General features: G+C 55.6%; 18 protein-coding genes, 1 tRNA gene and 1 pseudogene. 9 read left to right on the top strand and 11 right to left on the bottom strand.

Annotation, left to right across the window (positions count from 1 at the left end):
• Positions 1-57 precede the first annotated feature (57 nt).
• The 8 genes and pseudogenes from SIK69_RS16610 to mltB all read right to left on the bottom strand — a co-directional run bounded on the left by SIK69_RS16610 (position 58) and on the right by mltB (position 7,227).
• Positions 58-150 (bottom strand) — tRNA-Ser (locus SIK69_RS16610).
• A 325-nt stretch (positions 151-475) separates the two neighbouring features.
• Positions 476-661 carry a carbon storage regulator CsrA gene (gene csrA / locus SIK69_RS16605; protein WP_000906486.1) on the bottom strand — a complete coding sequence of 62 codons (186 nt, stop codon included), beginning with the start codon at positions 659-661 and terminating at the stop codon, positions 476-478.
• 241 nt (positions 662-902) lie between these two features.
• Positions 903-3,530 carry an alanine--tRNA ligase gene (alaS, locus tag SIK69_RS16600; protein WP_319629449.1) on the bottom strand — a complete coding sequence of 876 codons (2,628 nt, stop codon included), beginning with the start codon at positions 3,528-3,530 and terminating at the stop codon, positions 903-905.
• Positions 3,531-3,662: 132 nt separating this feature from the next.
• A complete protein-coding gene (gene recX, locus SIK69_RS16595) occupies positions 3,663-4,163 on the bottom strand; it encodes a recombination regulator RecX (RefSeq protein WP_319786585.1) in 501 nt (166 codons plus the stop codon).
• Between the two features lie 82 nt (positions 4,164-4,245).
• Positions 4,246-5,304: a recombinase RecA gene (gene recA / locus SIK69_RS16590; protein WP_319629451.1), complete on the bottom strand. Its 1,059-nt coding sequence runs from the start codon at positions 5,302-5,304 to the stop codon at positions 4,246-4,248.
• A gap of 73 nt (positions 5,305-5,377) precedes the next feature.
• Positions 5,378-5,875, bottom strand: coding sequence for a nicotinamide-nucleotide amidase (gene pncC / locus SIK69_RS16585; protein WP_319786584.1), 498 nt, complete (start codon positions 5,873-5,875; stop codon positions 5,378-5,380).
• Between the two features lie 131 nt (positions 5,876-6,006).
• Positions 6,007-6,123, bottom strand: a pseudogene (locus SIK69_RS16580) (metal ABC transporter substrate-binding protein); the annotation flags it as partial.
• A gap of 24 nt (positions 6,124-6,147) precedes the next feature.
• Positions 6,148-7,227, bottom strand: a complete 1,080-nt coding sequence (gene mltB / locus SIK69_RS16575) for a lytic murein transglycosylase B (RefSeq protein ID WP_319786583.1) — start codon at positions 7,225-7,227, stop codon at positions 6,148-6,150.
• A 234-nt stretch (positions 7,228-7,461) separates the two neighbouring features.
• Between mltB and srlA the strand changes: the two genes are divergently transcribed.
• The 7 genes from srlA (at position 7,462) to gutQ (ending at position 12,372) form a co-directional block, all read left to right on the top strand.
• Positions 7,462-8,025 carry a PTS glucitol/sorbitol transporter subunit IIC gene (gene srlA, locus SIK69_RS16570; protein WP_319786582.1) on the top strand — a complete coding sequence of 188 codons (564 nt, stop codon included), beginning with the start codon at positions 7,462-7,464 and terminating at the stop codon, positions 8,023-8,025.
• A complete protein-coding gene (gene srlE, locus SIK69_RS16565) occupies positions 8,022-8,978 on the top strand; it encodes a PTS glucitol/sorbitol transporter subunit IIB (protein ID WP_319629455.1) in 957 nt (318 codons plus the stop codon). Before srlA ends, srlE begins: the two co-directional genes overlap by 4 nt.
• 12 nt (positions 8,979-8,990) lie before the next feature.
• Entirely contained in the window at positions 8,991-9,353 is a 363-nt protein-coding gene (srlB, locus tag SIK69_RS16560) for a PTS glucitol/sorbitol transporter subunit IIA (RefSeq protein WP_319629456.1), read from the top strand.
• Between the two features lie 15 nt (positions 9,354-9,368).
• On the top strand, positions 9,369-10,148 hold the full coding sequence (srlD, locus tag SIK69_RS16555; protein ID WP_319629457.1) for a sorbitol-6-phosphate dehydrogenase: 780 nt from the start codon (positions 9,369-9,371) through the stop codon (positions 10,146-10,148).
• A 69-nt stretch (positions 10,149-10,217) separates the two neighbouring features.
• Entirely contained in the window at positions 10,218-10,577 is a 360-nt protein-coding gene (gutM, locus tag SIK69_RS16550) for a transcriptional regulator GutM (RefSeq protein ID WP_319786581.1), read from the top strand.
• 63 nt (positions 10,578-10,640) lie between these two features.
• Entirely contained in the window at positions 10,641-11,414 is a 774-nt protein-coding gene (gene srlR, locus SIK69_RS16545) for a glucitol operon DNA-binding transcriptional repressor SrlR (protein WP_319786580.1), read from the top strand.
• Positions 11,407-12,372, top strand: coding sequence for an arabinose-5-phosphate isomerase GutQ (gene gutQ, locus SIK69_RS16540; RefSeq protein WP_319629460.1), 966 nt, complete (start codon positions 11,407-11,409; stop codon positions 12,370-12,372). The genes srlR and gutQ overlap by 8 nt, the downstream gene beginning before the upstream one ends.
• On the opposite strand, the gene norR is transcribed toward gutQ, so the two are convergent.
• Positions 12,369-13,883, bottom strand: coding sequence for a nitric oxide reductase transcriptional regulator NorR (gene norR / locus SIK69_RS16535; RefSeq protein WP_319786579.1), 1,515 nt, complete (start codon positions 13,881-13,883; stop codon positions 12,369-12,371). The genes gutQ and norR overlap by 4 nt on opposite strands.
• A gap of 182 nt (positions 13,884-14,065) precedes the next feature.
• Between norR and norV the strand changes: the two genes are divergently transcribed.
• Together norV and norW are read left to right on the top strand one after the other, a co-directional pair.
• Positions 14,066-15,505, top strand: coding sequence for an anaerobic nitric oxide reductase flavorubredoxin (gene norV / locus SIK69_RS16530; RefSeq protein ID WP_319786578.1), 1,440 nt, complete (start codon positions 14,066-14,068; stop codon positions 15,503-15,505).
• Positions 15,502-16,635 carry an NADH:flavorubredoxin reductase NorW gene (norW, locus tag SIK69_RS16525; RefSeq protein ID WP_319786577.1) on the top strand — a complete coding sequence of 378 codons (1,134 nt, stop codon included), beginning with the start codon at positions 15,502-15,504 and terminating at the stop codon, positions 16,633-16,635. Before norV ends, norW begins: the two co-directional genes overlap by 4 nt.
• 55 nt (positions 16,636-16,690) lie before the next feature.
• Here the strand turns inward: norW and SIK69_RS16520 are convergent, their stop codons facing one another.
• Together SIK69_RS16520 and hypF are read right to left on the bottom strand one after the other, a co-directional pair.
• Positions 16,691-17,704 (bottom strand): HoxN/HupN/NixA family nickel/cobalt transporter, encoded by a 1,014-nt coding sequence (locus SIK69_RS16520; RefSeq protein WP_319786590.1) that lies wholly within the window; start codon positions 17,702-17,704, stop codon positions 16,691-16,693.
• Positions 17,704-19,926, bottom strand: a complete 2,223-nt coding sequence (gene hypF, locus SIK69_RS16515) for a carbamoyltransferase HypF (protein ID WP_319786589.1) — start codon at positions 19,924-19,926, stop codon at positions 17,704-17,706. Before hypF ends, SIK69_RS16520 begins: the two co-directional genes overlap by 1 nt.
• Between the last annotated feature and the right edge of the window lie 5 nt (positions 19,927-19,931).

Here is a 19,931-nt window from a genome sequence, read left to right as displayed (position 1 = left end):
CCTCCGACCGCTCGGTTCGTAGCCGAGTACTCTATCCAGCTGAGCTACGGATGCAAATGGCGGTGAGGCGGGGATTCGAACCCCGGATGCAGCTTTTGACCGCATACTCCCTTAGCAGGGGAGCGCCTTCAGCCTCTCGGCCACCTCACCATACGCCTCTTGCGAGTGCTTCGAATTACTCGTTAGAGCTCATCGTCGCTGCGTGGCGCACATATTACTTTCTGGGACTTATAAGTCAAACAATTTTTCCAGACCTTTTATCGTTTGCACACTTCACGTTCAATTAGGCTGCAAAAACGGCAAAAAGAGCGATTTATCAACACAAAGCGCCACAGATAAATGCGTAAACAGTGAGAGGTCAGAAAGGGAAACCAGCAATAAAGCACGAGATATTCAGAGCAGAGATGACAACAGAAGGGAGAAAAACGAAGAAAGCGGGAGCTTGCGTCTCACCGGGCAGTGAGACGCAGGAAACTTAGTAACTGGACTGCTGGGATTTTTCAGCCTGGATACGCTGGTAGATCTCTTCACGATGGACAGAGACTTCTTTAGGGGCGTTTACGCCGATGCGTACCTGGTTGCCCTTCACCCCTAAAACTGTCACGGTGACCTCATCGCCAATCATGAGGGTTTCACCAACTCGACGAGTCAGAATCAGCATTCTTTGCTCCTTGAAAGATTAAAAGAGTCGGGTCTCTTGTATCCCGGCATTATCCATCATATAACGCCAAAAAGTAAGCGATGACAAACACGTAAACGTGTAAGCAGTCACGGCATTACATTCTGTTAAACGTAAGTTTAGCCGATTTACACAATTTCAACCTGACTTTATCGTTGTCAGTCTTGCTTATACAGGACGCCTCAACCCTATGGATAAAGGCGTCCGCTGCGTTTTATAGTTATTACAGTTTTGCGCTGACCCACGCTTTTACGCTAGCCAGTGCGGCCGGGAGAGCCGCTGCATCCGTACCACCGGCTTGCGCCATATCAGGACGACCGCCCCCTTTACCACCCACCTGCTGGGCGACCATACCAATCAATTCCCCTGCTTTAACACGATCCGTCACATCCTTAGAGACGCCCGCAATCAGAGAAACCTTATCATCCGCGACCGTAGCCAACACCACAATCGTGGAACCCAACTGGTTCTTCAGATCGTCGACCATAGTACGCAGCATCTTCGGCTCAACGCCAGTGAGTTCGCTCACGAGCAGTTTTACGCCATTGATTTCTTCGGCTTTGCTGGAGAGGTTCGCACTCTCCTGCGCGGCAGCCTGCTCTTTCAGCTGCTGCAGCTCTTTTTCCAGCTGACGTGTCCGTTCCAGGACTGAACGGACTTTCTCAGTCAGGTTATGGCTATCGCCTTTCAGCAGATGCGCCACATCGCTCAGCACATCGCTCTGCGTATGCAGGCTGGCGATAGCGCCTTCACCGGTCACCGCTTCGATACGACGCACACCTGCCGCCGTTCCGGATTCGGACGTGATGCGGAACAGGCCGATGTCACCGGTGCGAGAGGCGTGAGTACCACCACACAGTTCGGTAGAGAAATCGCCCATGCTCAGAACGCGAACGCGGTCATCATATTTCTCGCCAAACAGCGCCATGGCACCTTTAGCTTTCGCATCTTCCAGTTCCATCACGTGGGTTTCGATTGGCAGGTTACGACGGATCTGGGCGTTGACCAGATCTTCTACCGCACGAATCTCTTCCGGCTTCATCGCTTCGTTATGTGAGAAGTCAAAGCGCAACGCTTTGTCATTCACCAGAGAACCTTTCTGCGCAACATGGGTGCCAAGCACCTGGCGCAGCGCCGCGTGCATCAGGTGCGTCGCAGAGTGGTTCAGCAGAATACGGGCACGACGTGCTTCGTCGACGTCAGCCTGCACCGCATCACCCACTTTCAGCGAACCGTTGCTCAGCGTACCGAGATGACCAATCGCCTGACCGTACTTCTGCGTGTCGTTGACGTCGAACGCAAAACCGGCACCTTTCAGTTGGCCTTTATCGCCAACCTGGCCGCCAGATTCGGCATAGAACGGAGTCTGATCCAGTACAACCACGGCGCTTTGGCCTGCGGCAATGCTGTCTACGGCTTTACCTTCCACGAACAGCGCGGTGACTTTCGCGTTCAGTTCCAGATGGTCGTAGCCTTTAAATTCGGAGGCGCTATCCACGCGGATCATCGCGTTGTAATCCGCACCAAAACCGCTGGATTCACGCGCACGACGACGCTGTTCTTCCATTGCGGCTTCGAAACCCGCTTCGTCCACTTTAAGATTGCGCTCACGGCAAACGTCCGCCGTCAGGTCAACCGGGAAGCCGTAGGTGTCATACAGACGGAAAGCGGTTTCGCCATCCAGCGTATCGCCTTTCAGCTTCGACAGTTCGTCGTCCAGCAGAGCCAGACCACGCTCAAGCGTGCGGGCAAACTGCTCTTCTTCGGTTTTCAGAACCTGCTCAACCTGCGCCTGCTGACGTTTCAGTTCGTCGCCAGCGGAACCCATCACTTCAATCAACGGGCCGACCAGTTTCCAGAAGAAACTCTCTTTCGCGCCGAGCATGTTTCCATGACGAACGGCACGACGAATGATACGACGCAGCACGTAGCCACGGTTTTCATTCGACGGAATAACGCCGTCAGCAATCAGGAACGCACAGGAACGAATGTGGTCGGCGATGACCCGCAGCGATTTGTTGCTGAGATCGGTCGCACCGGTCTCTTTTGCCACGGCCTGAATCAGAGTACGGAACAGATCGATGTCATAGTTGGAGTTCACGTGCTGCAATACAGCCGCGATACGCTCCAGACCCATACCGGTATCCACGGATGGTTTCGGCAGCGGTTCCATGGTGCCGTCAGCCTGACGGTTGAACTGCATGAAGACGATGTTCCAGATCTCGATGTAACGGTCGCCGTCTTCTTCCGGGCTACCCGGAGGGCCACCCCAGATGTGATCGCCATGATCGAAGAAGATTTCGGTACACGGACCGCACGGACCGGTATCGCCCATCTGCCAGAAGTTATCAGACGCATACGGTGCGCCTTTGTTGTCGCCGATACGGATAATGCGCTCACGTGGTACGCCAACGTCGTTGGCCCAGATTTCGAACGCTTCGTCATCGGTTTCGTACACGGTAACCCACAGACGCTCTTTCGGCAGCGCAAACCAGTTTTCACCGGTCAGCAACTCCCATGCGTACTGGATAGCATCGTGTTTGAAGTAGTCGCCGAAGCTGAAGTTGCCCAGCATTTCGAAGAAAGTGTGGTGACGCGCGGTGTAACCGACGTTTTCCAGATCGTTGTGCTTACCACCCGCACGCACGCAGCGCTGCGAGGTGGTCGCGCGGGAATAATTACGCTTGTCGAGACCAAGGAACACGTCCTTGAACTGGTTCATCCCGGCGTTGGTAAACAGCAGAGTCGGGTCGTTGTTTGGCACCAGGGAGCTGCTGGCAACTACCTGATGTCCCTTGCTATGGAAAAAGTCGAGAAACGCCTGACGGATCTCAGCGGTGCTCTTGCTCATAATTATCCTGGAATCACGCTAACGGATTGTTGCAGGCGGCAGCTGAACAGTTTTTAGACAGTCAGGCAACCTTGCGGAAAAAAGTGGGAATAAGATAAGTTTTCTTGGGAGGGAAGTAAAATACCGAGTGACTCAGTCGGCAAAATTTCGCCATATTTGCTGGATATCTTCCATCAAATAGCCACGGTTTAGGAGAAATCGCTGCACCTTTACTTTTTCGGCAAACGCAGTGGGAAGCGGTTCGCCGTATTTTCGCAGCGCCTGGTCACGTGCCAGCGCCATCCAGTCAATGTCACAGTCATACATCGCCTGATCGATGTCAGTCCGGCCAATGCCTTTTTGATTCAACTCCTGGCGAATGCGCGCCGGGCCATACCCTTTCCGGCTGCGGCTGGCGATAAACTGGCGGGTGAAGCGGACATCGTCGAGATAGTGACTCTCCTGACACCAGGCCACGACCTTATCGACGTCTTCCGGCGGGGCATCAATCGGCTCGGGGCCATTTTTGGTCAGAACCGGAGCCACCAGCTTACGACGCAGCTCTTTTTCACTGTGATCGCGCATCGCCAGAATGCGGATGGCTCTGTCCAGCAAGCGAGCATAAGCAGAACGACGGGGTGAACTTTCAGTCATAGCGGTTCCTCTTTGCTGAAAAAAATGGATAGTCTGAAATGCAAAAAGGGCCGCATCAGCGGCCCTTTGTCTTCAACAAGGATTAGAAATCTTCGTTGGTTTCTTCAACGCTGTTATCGTCAACGGTGAAGGCCGGTTTGTCGTCCTGATTGGTCAGCAGCAACTCACGGACTTTCTTCTCGATTTCTTTCGCCGCAGCCGGGTTCTCTTTCAGCCAGGAGATAGCGTTCGCTTTACCCTGACCGATTTTGTCGCCGTTGTAGCTATACCATGCACCGGCTTTTTCGATCAGCTTCTCTTTCACGCCGAGATCGACCAGTTCACCGTAGAAGTTGATACCTTCGCCGTAGAGGATCTGGAATTCAGCCTGCTTGAACGGTGCCGCGATTTTGTTTTTCACGACTTTCACGCGGGTTTCGCTGCCCACCACGTTATCGCCCTCTTTCACCGCACCGATACGGCGGATGTCGAGACGCACGGAGGCGTAGAATTTCAGCGCGTTACCACCGGTGGTCGTTTCCGGGTTACCGAACATTACACCAATTTTCATACGGATCTGGTTGATGAAGATCAGCAGGGTGTTGGACTGCTTCAGGTTACCGGCCAGCTTACGCATCGCCTGGCTCATCATACGTGCCGCGAGACCCATGTGAGAATCGCCGATTTCGCCTTCGATTTCTGCTTTCGGCGTCAGCGCCGCAACGGAGTCGACAACGATAACGTCTACTGCACCAGAACGTGCCAGCGCATCACAGATTTCCAGCGCCTGCTCACCGGTATCCGGCTGGGAACACAGCAGGTTGTCGATATCAACCCCCAGCTTGCGAGCATAGACCGGGTCCAGCGCGTGTTCGGCATCGATAAACGCACAGGTTTTACCTTCACGCTGTGCGGCGGCAACGACCTGCAGTGTCAGGGTGGTTTTACCGGAGGATTCCGGTCCGTAAATTTCAACGATACGGCCCATCGGCAGGCCGCCAGCGCCCAGCGCGATGTCCAGAGAAAGCGAGCCGGTGGAGATGGTTTCCACATCCATGGAACGGTCTTCACCCAGGCGCATGATGGAGCCTTTACCGAATTGCTTTTCGATCTGGCCCAGTGCTGCCGCCAACGCTTTTTGTTTGTTTTCGTCGATAGCCATTATTACTCCTGTCCGGGTGTTAACGCGTAAATTCTGTTTTGATGACGCAATTATACTGTATGGTCATACAGTATCAAGTGTTTTGTAGAAATTGTTGCCACAGCAGTTGCAGGGCATACGCGGTAGCCTGACGGCGTACGGCTTCGCGGTCGCCAGCGAAGCATTCCCGCCGGGTAAAACCCTGCCCGTTTGCACAGGCAAGCCCGAACCACACGGTGCCCACCGGCTTTTCTTCACTGCCGCCGTCCGGTCCGGCAATGCCGCTGACCGAGAGCGCATAGGTGGCACGTGCCGCTCGCAGCGCACCTATTGCCATTTCGACCACCACCGGTTCACTGACCGCGCCGTGACGCAGTAACGTCTCTTCGCCCACGCCAATCATCTGCGATTTAGCGTCGTTACTGTAGGTCACAAATCCGCGTTCAAACCAGGCGGAACTGCCTGAAATATCCGTCAGCACTTTGGCTATCCAGCCGCCGGTGCAGGATTCTGCGGTGGTGACGGTCGCGCCCTGCGCTTTCAATGCCAGCCCAACCTTTTCGCTGAACGCCATCAATTCACTGTCGGTCATCATGATTCCTTACAGCCTGAAAAACATGCTGCTCACGATACCATTTTCTGGGGGGAGAGGGAGATGGGGTAGCAATTTTACGAGCACGCTTCAGAAAAATCGTGCAGCGCCCCCTTCGTCCGGGACGCATCTCAGAATGAATTCATACTATTGGCAAGCGTCTCGACGTTATGACGCAACATGCTGGCGTAAGTGTCGGCCACCCCGCCCGGTTTTGATAACGCTTCCGGAGAAAGCTCCCCTCCCGCAAGACTCGCAGGAGGGGAAGAGAATTACTGCTGGACGCGCGCTATCGCCACAGCCTGACCAAGCTGCCAGACCGCCATCGCATAGTGCGTGCTGTGGTTATAACGCGTGATGGTGTAGAAATTCGGCAAACCGTACCAGTATTGATATCCAGTGCCAACATCCAGGCGCAGCAGGCTCGCCTGCTGATGGTCGCCCAACGACTGCGTCGGGGATAATCCGGCAGCAGACAGTTGCGAAATGCTGTAGTTAGTTTTGAAACCGTTATCCAGACCCGGGGCCTGACCCGCCGCCATCACCGCAACCTGATCGCCTTTCACCCAGCCATGCTGTTTGAAGTAGTTGGCGACGCTGCCAATCGCATCATCCGGATCCCACAGGTTGATATGCCCGTCACCGTTGAAGTCGACGGCGTATTGCTTATAGGAGGACGGCATAAACTGGCCGTAGCCCATTGCGCCCGCAAATGACCCCTTCAGATCCAACGGATCGTCCTGTTCGTCACGAGCCATTAGCAGGAAGGTTTCCAGTTCGCTGGAGAAATACTTCGCGCGCCGTGGATAGTTGAACGACAGCGTCGCCAGCGCATCCAGAATTCGGGTTTTACCCATCACCCGGCCCCAGCGGGTTTCCACCCCGATAATGCCGACGATAATCTCCGGCGGCACACCATAAACCTGCCAGGCGCGGTTGAGCGCATCCTGATGTTCATTCCAGAACACTGCGCCGTTTTGCACATTATCCGGGGTAATAAACTGTTTGCGATAGCGCAGCCATGCCCCGTTCGGCCCGGTCGGCACTTGGGCGGTTGGGGCCTGTCGGTCCATCAGGCGCAGCACGTAATCCAGACGCTTGGCCTGGGAAAGAATTTCATGCAACTGCTGGCGGTCAAAACCGTGTTTGCTGACCATCGAATCAATGAACTGTTCCGCCGCCGGATTGTTAGCGAAGTCACCGCCCATCATGGTCGCGTTATGCTGCGGCTCCAGCAAAAAACCACCAGAAGGGGGAGTGGCGGTCGGCGCTTCGGCCGTTTTCGGTTTGCTGCTACAGGCAGCAACCAGCACGCACAGCGGGAGTAAAGTCAGGTAACGGCGCTTCAACATGTGACATCCATTTAGCTAATTCGGCAGAGATAAATATGGTAAAGCATCCCCGACCTCACAAGGAAGCGCTACCTGTCGTTAAAAAAAATCTTTCCTCACTTTCCCTCTCCCCTCGCAATAACTTTCAAAATAACCGATTTATCTTTCACTTTGAGATCTAGTTAACACTTAAAAATCTTTCAAAGTGATTATTATTGGCATCAGTTAAACAATAAAAGCCCACAGGAGAGAAGAATGATAGAAATCATTACCCACGGTGCCGAATGGTTCATCGGGCTGTTTCAGAAAGGCGGAGAGGTTTTTACCGGGATGGTGACCGGTATTCTGCCGCTGCTGATAAGCCTGCTGGTTATCATGAATGCCCTCATTAACTTCATCGGCCAGCAACGCATTGAGCGATTCGCTCAGCGCTGCGCGGGCAATCCCGTCTCCCGCTACCTGGTCCTGCCCTGCATTGGCACCTTCGTTTTTTGTAACCCGATGACGTTAAGCCTTGGCCGTTTTATGCCCGAGAAATACAAGCCGAGCTACTACGCCGCCGCATCCTACAGCTGCCATTCGATGAACGGCCTGTTTCCGCACATCAATCCGGGCGAACTGTTTGTGTACCTCGGGGTCGCTAACGGCCTGACCACGCTCGGCCTGCCGCTGGGACCTTTGGCGGTCAGCTATCTGCTGGTCGGTCTTTTCACCAATTTCTTCCGCGGCTGGATAACCGATCTGACCACCGCCGTTTTCGAGAAAAAAATGGGCATTCAACTTGAACAAAAAGTTCGACTTTCAGGAGCCATCGCATGACGCGCATTCGGATTGAAAAAGGCGAAGGTGGCTGGGGTGGCCCGCTGGAACTTGACGCCGTTGAAGGAAAAAAAATCGTCTACATCACCGCAGGCACTCGTCCGGCAATTGTCGACAAACTGAGTGAACTCACCGGTTGGGAAGCAGTAGACGGCTTTAAAGAGGGCGAACCACCCGAATCAGAAATCGGCGTCGCGGTGATCGACTGCGGGGGCACGCTGCGCTGCGGTCTCTATCCGAAACGTCGGATCCCCACCGTCAATATTCACTCAACGGGAAAATCCGGGCCGCTGGCACAGCACATCGTCGAAGATATTTATGTCTCTGGCGTCAGGGAGGACAACATCCATCGGGTTGACGGCACTGCGCCACAAAAAGCCGGCCCTCGCGAATATGACACCCGGAAAAAAATCACCGAACAAAGTGATGGCCTGCTGGCAAAAGTCGGGATGGGTATGGGCTCTGCCGTAGCGGTGCTGTTCCAGTCCGGGCGCGACACCATCGACACGGTGCTGAAAACTATCCTGCCGTTTATGGCATTCGTCTCAGCGCTGATCGGCATCATCATGGCTTCCGGCCTGGGAGACTGGATTGCGCACGGCCTCGCCCCACTCGCCAGCCATCCGTTAGGTTTGGTGACGCTGGCGCTGATTTGCTCCTTCCCGCTGCTGTCACCGTTTCTCGGCCCAGGCGCGGTGATTGCGCAGGTGATCGGCGTCCTGATTGGGGTGCAAATCGGTCTGGGCAACATTCCTCCGCATCTCGCCCTGCCCGCTCTGTTCGCTATTAATGCGCAGGCGGCATGTGACTTTATTCCGGTGGGTCTCTCGCTGGCCGAAGCACGACAGGACACGGTTCGGGTGGGGGTTCCCTCGGTACTGGTGAGCCGTTTCCTGACTGGCGCACCGACGGTGCTGATCGCCTGGTTCGTTTCCGGATTTATTTATCAATAAGAGGTGTTCGTCATGACCGTGATTTATCAGACCACCATTACCCGCATCGGTCAGAGCGCCCCCGATGCGTTGAGCGACAAAATGCTGATCACCTTTCGCGAGGGGGCTCCGGCGGATATCGAGGAGTACTGTTTTATTCACTGCCACGGTGAGCTGAAAGGCACTTTACGCCCCGGCAACCAGCTCGAGCTGGACGACATCTGCTACCCAGTGACCGCCGTGGGCGATGTGGCCGAGCAGAACCTGCGTGAGCTGGGGCATATCACCCTGCGTTTTGATGGTCAGACCGAAGCCGAGTTTCCCGGGACCGTACACGTCACCGGCCCAGTACCCGAGGCGCTTCAGGCTGGCTGCACTGTAAAATTCGTTGCGTAATTTAAGGAGAGAACCATGAATCAGGTTGCCGTTGTCATTGGCGGAGGACAAACCTTAGGGGAGTTTCTTTGCCGTGGGCTTGCAACAGAAGGCTATCGCGTCGCGGTGGTGGATATTCAAAGTGAAAAAGCGGCGCGGGTTGCTGCGGTCATTAATCAGGAATTTGGTGAAGGAATGGCGTACGGCTTTGGCGCGGATGCCACCAGCGAACAGAGCGTGATGGCGCTGGCGCGCGGCGTGGATGAGATCTTTGGCCGCACCGATCTGCTGGTGTACAGCGCAGGGATTGCCAAAGCCGCGTTTATCAGCGACTTCGCATTAGGCGATTTCGATCGCTCCTTGCAAGTGAACCTGGTGGGCTATTTCCTCTGCGCCCGCGAGTTTTCACGGCTGATGATCCGCGACGGCATTCAGGGGCGCATCATTCAAATTAACTCCAAATCCGGCAAAGTGGGCAGCAAACACAATTCCGGCTACAGCGCGGCAAAATTTGGCGGCGTGGGGCTGACGCAGTCCCTGGCGCTGGATCTGGCGGAATACGGCATCACCGTGCATTCACTGATGCTCGGCAACCTGCTGAAATCGCCGATGTTCCAGTCACTGTTGCCGCAGTACGCCACCAAGCTTGGCCTCAAAGCGGACGAAGTGGAGCAGTATTACATTGATAAAGTGCCGCTCAAGCGCGGCTGCGACTATCAGGATGTGCTCAACATGCTGCTGTTTTACGCCAGCCCGAAAGCGTCTTACTGCACCGGACAATCCATCAATGTCACCGGTGGACAGGTGATGTTCTAAGGCATCATGCCCGGTGGCGCTTTGCTTACCGGGCCTACACGCCATCCGACAATTACCAGGAAAATAAACATGATCACCACGCTCATCACCGTCGCCGTCATCGCCTGGCTGAGCCAACTGGTTCTCGGCGGCTGGCAGCTCCATCAGTTCAACCGGGCGTTTGATGCGCTGTGCCAAAAAGGGCGCGTCGGCATCGGACGCTCCGGCGGGCGATTCAAACCCCGGGTAGTGATTGCCATCGCCCTCGATGAGCACAACCGGGTATGCGATTCATTAATGTTACGTGGACTGACGATTTTCGCCCGGCCGGTGAAAATTCCGGCAATCAACGGCACGCCCCTACAACAATTACAGCCTGATGTGATCTTTCCCCATGATTCACGCTGTCAGAATGCACTATCATTAGCGCTTAAATTGAAACATGGATAATTTCGTTGTGAACGGTATAAGCTTGCGAAATTATCATTTCGCAACTTAAGGAACTCAACGCCAATGAAACCACGTCAGCGGCAGGCGGCCATTATTGAACATCTGCAAAAGCAGGGAAAATGTTCCGTAGAGGAACTCGCCCAATTCTTTGACACCACCGGCACGACGATACGCAAAGACCTGGTACACCTCGAAAACGCCGGGGCAGTGATCCGAACCTACGGCGGGGTGATGCTCAATAAAGATGAGGCCGATCCGCCTATCGATCATAAAACGCTGATCAACACCCATCAGAAGGCGTTGATAGCCGAAGCCGCGGTTAAATTTGTCCATGACGGCGACTCGATTATCCTCGACGCAGGCAGTACCGTACTGCAGATGATCCCGATGCTCAGCCACTTTAATAACATCACGGTGATGACCAACAGCCTGCATATCGTCAATGCCCTGTCCGAAGTAGATAACGAACAAACCATCCTGATGCCCGGCGGCACGTTCCGCAAAAAATCCGCCTCCTTCCACGGTCAACTGGCCGAAAACGCCTTCGAGCATTTCAGCTTCGATAAACTGTTTATGGGCACCGACGGCATCGATCTTAATGCGGGCGTGACCACGTTTAATGAAGTGTTCAGTGTCAGTAAGGCAATGTGCAACGCCGCCCGGGAAGTGATTCTGATGGCGGATTCGTCAAAGTTTGGCCGCAAAAGCCCCAACATCGTCTGCAGCCTTGAAAGCGTCGATAAACTGATTACCGACGCGGGCATCGATCCGGCGTTTAAAAAAGCGCTGGAAGAGAAAGGAATCAAGGTCATCGTAACGGGAGAAAAAGATGAGTGATTTTCTGATTAACGCAGGTCGCCAGACGCTGATGCTGGAATTACAAGAAGCGAGCCGCCTGCCGGACAGGCTTGGCGATGATTTCGTTCGCGCCGCCAACACCATTATGCAAAGCGAAGGCAAAGTGATTGTCTCCGGGATCGGCAAATCCGGGCATATCGGCAAAAAAATTGCCGCGACGCTGGCCAGCACCGGTACGCCTGCTTTCTTCGTCCATCCGGCAGAAGCTCTGCATGGCGATCTGGGGATGATCGAAAGCCGCGACGTGATGCTCTTTATCTCATACTCTGGCGCGGCCAAAGAGCTTGACCTGATCATTCCCCGTTTGCAGGAAAAATCGGTCGCGCTGCTGGCGATGACCGGCAAAATCCGCTCACCGCTGGCGCTGGCGGCAACGGCCACGTTGGATATTTCTGTCGAACGCGAAGCCTGTCCGATGCATCTCGCCCCCACCTCCAGCACCGTTAACACCCTGATGATGGGCGACGCCCTGGCGATGGCGGTAATGCAGGCACGCGGCTTCAACGAAGAGGACTTTGCCCGTTCCCATCCGGCGGGGGCATTAGGCGCGCGTCTGCTGAACAAAGTGCATCACCTGATGCGCACCGGGGATGCCATTCCGCAGGTCAAACTCACCACCAGCGTGATGGACGCGATGCTGGAGCTGAGCCGTACCGGACTGGGGCTGGTGGTGGTATGCGACGACAGTAGCCGGGTACAAGGCGTCTTTACCGACGGCGACCTGCGCCGCTGGTTGGTTGGCGGCGGCACCCTGGCAGCAAAAGTGGCAGAAGCCATGACCCAGGGCGGTGTCACGCTGAATGCGGAAAGCCGTGCGGTTGAGGCGAAAGAAGTGCTGATGAAACGGAAAATTGCCGCCGCGCCGGTGGTGGATGATAACGGCCTGCTATGCGGGGCAATCAACCTGCAGGATTTCTATCAGGCCGGTATTCTCTAATCCTTCAGCCCCAGGCGTTTCGCCAGGCGATGTAAATTAGCGACATCCAGCGATAGCGCTCTCGCGGTGGCCGCCCAATTATTATTCTGTTTTTCCAGCGTTTGGTGAATGACCTGACGCTGAAAAGCATCAGTCTCCTCGCGCAGATTAACGCGTCCGGCCGGGGGGGCATTCATTTGTACGCTGGGCGTTGCTACGCCATCAAACGTAAAATGCTGCGGGTTCAGTACCACCTCATCGCTGCCGCTTGCCGCCCGCGCCAGCACCACCCCACGATGAATGGCATGTTCCAGCTCGCGCACATTGCCTGGCCAGCCATAGGCCGTCAGCGCAGAACGGACGCCAGCGCTTAAAATCACGCTGCCCAACCCCATACGGGCGCGGCACTGTTCGCAGAAATAACCTGCCAGCAAAATAACATCATCACCCCGCTCGCGCAGCGGCGGCACAACAAGAGGGAACACGCTCAAACGATGGAATAAATCGGCACGAAAACGTCCCGCCAACACTTCTTCGCGGAGATCCCGATTGGTCGCCGCCAATATCCGGACATTCACGTGCAGGCTACGGTCATCACCGACCCGTTGAATATCGCCATATTGTAAAACACGCAGCAGTTTGGCCTGTAATGACAACGGTAGCTCACCTATTTCGTCGAGAAATAAGGTCCCGTTATCCGCAATTTCAAATTTACCGCTACGGTGACTAATCGCCCCGGTGAATGCACCTTTTACATGACCGAACAGCTCACTTTCCGCCACGCTTTCCGGCAGTGCCGCGCAGTTGAGATACACCAGGGGATGGGATGCCCGCGGCGATTGCTGGTGTATCGCTTTTGCCACCAACTCCTTACCGGTTCCCGTCTCACCACCAATCAGCACGTTCAGCTCTGACGCCGCCACAATCTCAATCTCTTTCTTGAGCTGCATGACTGATGCTGAAAGACCGATTATCTCCTGTATTCCTGTCGTCGTATCGCCGCCAGGCTCCTCCAGCAGTACATTCTGTCGCTCAAGACGGGCGATCAGCAACGCGTTGTTCAACGCACCGGATACCAGCGCGGCAATCAGCCGTAGCGCTTCATCACTGTAGGTGTCGAACTGATGTGCATCCATGCCATCAAGCGTGAGCGCACCAATCAGGGTTTGCCCGGCAAACAGCGGCAAGCCAACGCAGGCGTGAACTTTCAGGCTTTCCTGGCCCGGAATGAGCCCATCATAAGGGTCGGGCAGTACGCTATCCGCCGGGAAGCGCACGATATCTCCGGCCCGAGCGATGGCCTCAAACCGTGGATGCCCTTGTAATGCGAAACGTCGCCCGAGCACATCCTGGGACAACCCATCAATCGCCAGCGGAATAAACTGATGTGCCTCATAGCGCAGCAGTGCTGACGCATCACAGCCCAATAAGTTTCGCAGCGTGGTTATCAAACGGGAAAAACGATCCGGATGGCCGATATCACTTTGCAACTCGATGGCGATTCTCGCCAGTGCCTCAGTAGAGAAACTCATGCCTGCCTCTTGGTCATAATGACTATAGCCATTGTCGTTTTGACACTACCAAGCATAGTCATTATGACAAAAAATCACAACACACCATTTAAAAAGCACTTACTTTTCAAACATATAAAAACTGGCATGCAAATTGATATAGCCCACTCAATTATTTGAAACACTAAGTGAATGAGGACCGTATGGCTATCCATGTAAAAAACAATATTCATTGGGTTGGGCAACGCGACTGGGAAGTGCGTGATTTTCACGGCACAGAATATAAAACCCTTCGCGGCAGTAGCTACAACAGCTATCTGATCCGTGAAGAAAAAAACGTGCTCATCGATACCGTTGACCATAAATTTAGCCGTGATTTTGTGCAGAACCTGCGTGCTGAAATCGACCTTGCCGACATTGATTACATCGTCATTAACCACGCGGAAGAAGATCATGCTGGCGCGTTAACCGAGCTGATGTCCTGCATACCGGATACCCCTATTTATTGCACCGCCAACGCCATCGATTCGATCAATGGCCATCATCATCACCCGGAGTGGAATTTCAGGGTGGTGAAAACCGGCGATACGCTGGACATTGGCCATGGCAAACAGCTGATCTTCGTTGAAACGCCCATGCTGCACTGGCCAGACAGTATGATGACCTATCTGACCGGCGACGCAGTGCTGTTCAGCAACGATGCCTTCGGCCAGCACTATTGCGACGAGCGGCTGTTCAATGATGAAGTGGATCAGGCTGAGCTGTTCGAACAGTGCCAGCGTTATTACGCCAATATCCTCACGCCATTCAGTCGGCTTGTGACCCCCAAAATTACCGAAATCCTTGGTTTTAACCTGCCAGTGTCGATGATAGCGACCTCCCACGGCGTGGTATGGCGCGATAATCCGACGCAAATCGTTGAGCTGTATCTAAAATGGGCGGCGGACTATCAGGAAGACAGGATCACCATTTTCTACGACACCATGTCCAACAATACCCGAATGATGGCCGACGCCATCGCCCAGGGCATCAACGACGTCGACTCACGGGTAGCGGTGAAAATCTTTAACGTTTCTCGCAGCGATAAAAACGACGTACTGACAAATGTCTTCCGCTCCAAAGGCGTACTGGTGGGCACCTCCACCATGAACAATGTGATGATGCCCAAAATCGCCGGGCTGGTGGAAGAGATGACCGGCCTGCGTTTTCGTAACAAACGCGCCAGTGCCTTTGGGTCTCATGGCTGGAGCGGCGGCGCGGTTGACCGCCTGTCTACCCGTTTGCAGGATGCCGGTTTTGAAATGTCGCTGAGTCTGAAAGCCAAATGGCGTCCCGACCTCAATGCACTCGACGTGTGCCGTGAACATGGGCGTGAAATCGCCCGTCAGTGGGCATTAACCCCGCTCCCAGCCTCTTCGGCTGTCAGCCTCACGGCTCAGTCCACTGCGACCTGTGATGTCGTGGACGCAGGGCCTGCCATGCAGTGCAGCGTCTGCCAGTGGATTTACGACCCGGCTCTGGGTGAACCCAATCAGCAAGTCACGCCGGGCACACCGTGGTGCGATGTGCCGGACAGCTTCCTGTGCCCGGAATGCTCGCTCGGTAAAGAGGTGTTTGAAGTACTGGCGACGGAGGCAAAATGAGTCATGGGATTGTCATCATTGGTTCAGGATTTGCGGCCCGCCAGTTGGTGAAGAACCTACGCAAAAAGGAGAGTCATCTTCCTCTGACGTTGATTGCCGCCGACAGTATGGATGAATACAACAAACCCGATCTCAGTCATGTCATCAGTCGAGGGCAACGGGCCGCAGACCTGACGCTGCAAACGGCGGGCGATTTTGCCAAACAATACAACCTGCGTCTGTTACCACAGACTCGGGTGACCGATATCGACGCAGCGGCACGGATGGTAAAAAGCCACGATCAACATTGGCCTTACGACAAACTGGTCCTGGCGACGGGCGCGACGGCGTTTGTTCCGCCTGTGCCGGGAAGCGAGTTGATGATAACGCTCAACAGTCAGCAGGAATATGGTGCGGTACAAGCATCGCTCTTTGACGCCAGACGGATCCTGATCGTCGGGGCTGGGCTTATCGGCACAGAACTTGCCATGGATTTTTGTCGGGCGGGGAAAACCGTAACCGTGATTGATAGCGCCGCAAGCATACTGCCCTCACTCATGCCGCCGGAGATAAGCAGTCGGCTCCAGCACCGGCTCACCGATATGGGGGTGCACCTGTTGCTTAAAAGCCAGCTTCGGAGTCTGGAAAAGACCGCCGGTGGGGTGCGCGTGCGGCTCGACAGAGAGCGCGTGTTTGAGGTCGATGCGGTGATTGCAGCCGCAGGTTTGCATCCGGAAACTGCACTGGCACGCCGTGCGGGCCTTAACATCAACCGCGGGGTGGTGGTCGATGCTACGTTGCAAACCAGCGATCCCGCCATCTACGCCCTCGGCGACTGCGCAGAGATCAACGGCAAAATCCTTCCGTTTCTTCAACCGATCTTGTTAAGCACCTTAACCCTGGCAAGCACTCTGCTGGGGCAACCCGGGAGACTAAACCTGCCGCCGATGCTGATGAAAATCAAAACCGAGGATCTACCGCTGCAACTGGCAGGCGACACCTGTCGGTCTGATTTACAGTGGCGGCTTGAAACCAGCGCCGATGGCATGGTTGCTCAGGGTTTTGATAGCGAGGCGAAGCTGCGGGCCTTTGTCGTCAGTGAAGGGAAAATGAAGCAGGCATTTGGATTGCTAAAACAGCTCTCTGTATGAAATAACGCGCCCGTAAGCCTTATGCTTACGGGCGCGTTCACTCGTAATGATATTTTCAGACGCTTAACGCGTCATATCCACGCCAGCGATACACCACCAGCGACACCACCCAGCAGGCGACGAACAGCCCGATAACCATAAACCCGGCATTGCCGAGGTTGTCATTCAGAGCGCCTACCCAGTTCCACATCCCGCCGCTAAAACCGAATTTCTCCATCAGCAGACCCAGTGCCTCGAGGCCACCGATAAACAGCGCCACCACCACCGAGGTGCCGGTAATGGTCATATTGTAGTACAGCTTGCGCTGCGGTTTATTGAACGCCCAGCCATACGCGCCAACCATCAGCACATTATCGAGGGTATCCACCAGTGCCATACCGCTGGCAAATAACGCCGGGAAAATCATGATGCTCCAGATAGACATTCCGCTGGAGGCACTGGCGGCGGTCAGGCCCAGTACGCCGATTTCGGTGGCAGTATCAAAACCGAGGCCGAACAGAAAACCAACCAGGTACATGTGCCAGCTTTTGTCGATCAGGCGAAAAGTTTTGCTAAACAGCCAGCTCATCATCCCACCGCTGGCGACCGGATCGCTGTTGAACGATTTACCCTGTTTGAAGGCCCGGAAGCTGCGCCAGATACCGCGCAGAATAATCAGGTTAACGAAGGCCATCGCCAGCAGAAATAGCGAGGATACCGCGGTGCCAATCAGACTGCCGGTTTCATGGAACCAGCTCATGTGCTGCTGGAACGCCGTCGCGGTCGCGGCGATTGCTGCCGAGGCCAGCACCACAATCGACGAATGCCCCAGGGAGAACCACGCCCCGACGCCGAAAGGCCGCTTGCCCTGCTGCATCATTTTCCGCGTGACGGTATCAATGGCGGCGATATGGTCGGCATCGACCGCATGACGCAGGCCATAGCCCCAGGCCAGCAGGCTGGCGGCCATCAGCGCCCCGCTCTGACCAAATACCTGCCATGCCCAGCACCAGGCCAGTAAATTGGCGAGTAGCAACCCGATAACCAGCAGCGCCGCGCGCGGCTGTTGGCGTAAAAGCGTAATCAGCATCATCCGTTCTTTTCCTCCTGGAGGCGGGCAGCGGCAATCACCGCCTGCCCATATGAAATTCCGCCGTCGCCTGCGGGCAGACGCTGCGGGAACAAAAGTGTAAAACCAGACAGATAAAACGCCAGTCGGGCGCGCAGCAGCCGGTTATGCAGCACGCCGCCGCCGAACACCAGGGTGCTTATCCCGCGTGTTTGTGCGTGATAGCGCATCATCTGCGCCAGCCCGCAGGCCAGCGCATCATGAAAAGCCCAGGCTTTATCTGCCACAGCCGCAGGCCAGTTCAGCCACTGCTGCCAGAAAATTCGTAAATTCAGCGTGTTGTTGTGAAAAGGCAGCGTCAGTGGATGCCCGGTTCCGGCACCTTGATGCGCTAACGTTTCCAGTAAACAGGCCGCCTGCCCTTCATAGCTCAGCGTATCCGGCACACAGTCCAGCGCACTCGCTACCGCATCAAACAAACGCCCGCACGACGACGCCATAGGAGCATTGATGCCGCGCGCCACCGCCTGCGTCAGCACCTCGACGGGATGGCGTTGTAACGACACCAACGACACCGGTTCTGGCATGAACGCCAGACGCTGCGCCAGCAAATTACGCCACGGCTGACGCGCGGCAAGATCCCCGCCGGGCAGCGCCACCGCCGGTAAGCCACCGAGATGCTCGCATTCCCGGTAGTTCACCCGCAGGCATTCTCCGCCCCACAGTTCACCGCTTGCCCCCATCCCGATCCCGTCAAGCGTCAGGGCAATCACGTCGCCGCCGTCCCGCGGCCAGCTGTGTTCCGCCATGCACGCCGCCGCGTGCGCGTGATGATGTAGCACAACTTCACAGGGAAGGCCCAGCTGCTGACCCCACTGCACGGAGCGATATCCCGGATGCGCATCCACTACGACTCTTTCGGGCGTAAAGGCGTAAATCGACTGCATCAATGACAGCGCTTTACGCCACTGTGCCTCCACGCCCTCCTCCGAGAGATCGCCCAAATGCTGGCTCAGCACCGCGTCCCGACCGCGTACCAGACAAAAGGTATTTTTCAAATCGGCCCCGCAGCACAACAACGGGGGTACATTGACAAAACCCGGTGGCAACGGCAACGCATCCGGCACAAAACCCCGCGCCCGACGCAACATGTCGCCGTTTTGCCGCACTACCGAATCATCCATGCGCTGCACGATATCGCGGGTGTGCAGCAAGAAACCGTCGGCAATATCTGCCAGATCCGTCAGCGCATCATCGTTGGTTATCGCCGGCGGTTTGCCGTTCAGGTTGCCCGAAGTCATCACCAGCGGACGTTTCAGCGCCTGCATTAGCAGATGCTGAAGTGGGTTGGACGCCAGCATCACGCCGACCTCTTTCAGACCCGGGGCGATGCCTTCACACAGGCCCTCTACATGCTGACTATCGACCAGCACAATCGGCGACGCGGGAGTGTTAAGCAATTTTTGTGCCTGTTTCGGCAGGGAATTATCCTCCGCCAGCATCACCGCCAGCGGTTTGGCCGGACGCCGCTTGCGTTCGCGAAGCCGGGTAACCGCCGAGGCGTTTCCGGCATCGCAGGCGAGGTGAAAACCGCCCAGCCCTTTCAGCGCCACAATGCCGCCGTTGGCCAGCCTATCCACAGCCGCCGCCAGCGCCGCGTCGCCGATGAGATACTGTGTTTGAGATTGCCAGCGCAGCTGCGGGCCGCATTCTGCACAGGCCACCGGCTGAGCGTGGAAACGCCGATCGCGCGGGTCGCGATACTCTTTTTCACAGGCAGGACACAGCGGAAACGCCGCCATCACCGTAAAGGGCCGGTCGTAGGGCATGGCATGGATTATCGTAAAGCGCGGGCCGCAGTGGGTGCAGTTGATAAACGGGTAGCGATAACGGCGATTGTCTGGATCAGACAGCTCTGCCAGACACGCCGGACAGGTGGCGGCATCGGGCACAATCTGCGTGCTCATCTGCCCGGCAGCGCTTTGAATAATGGTGAAATCGTCAGGGATGTCAGCCCAGTGGTACGGCGTGATCTCGGTGGAATCGATCCGCGCCAAAACGGGGCAATGGCTTTCAAGTTGGGCAACAAAGCCCATTTCTGCACCAACGAGGTGCACCCGCACCCCTTCGGCATCATTACTCACATTGCCCGCACGACCTAAGCGCTGCGCAATCTGCCAGACAAACGGGCGAAACCCGACGCCCTGCACTTTGCCGCGCACGCGAATCGCCACTCCGTTCATCAGCA

This window comes from Scandinavium lactucae (assembly GCF_033843265.1).
Taxonomy (GTDB): Bacteria; Pseudomonadota; Gammaproteobacteria; order Enterobacterales; family Enterobacteriaceae; genus Scandinavium; species Scandinavium lactucae.
This window is presented reverse-complemented; position numbering and strand designations above follow the sequence as displayed.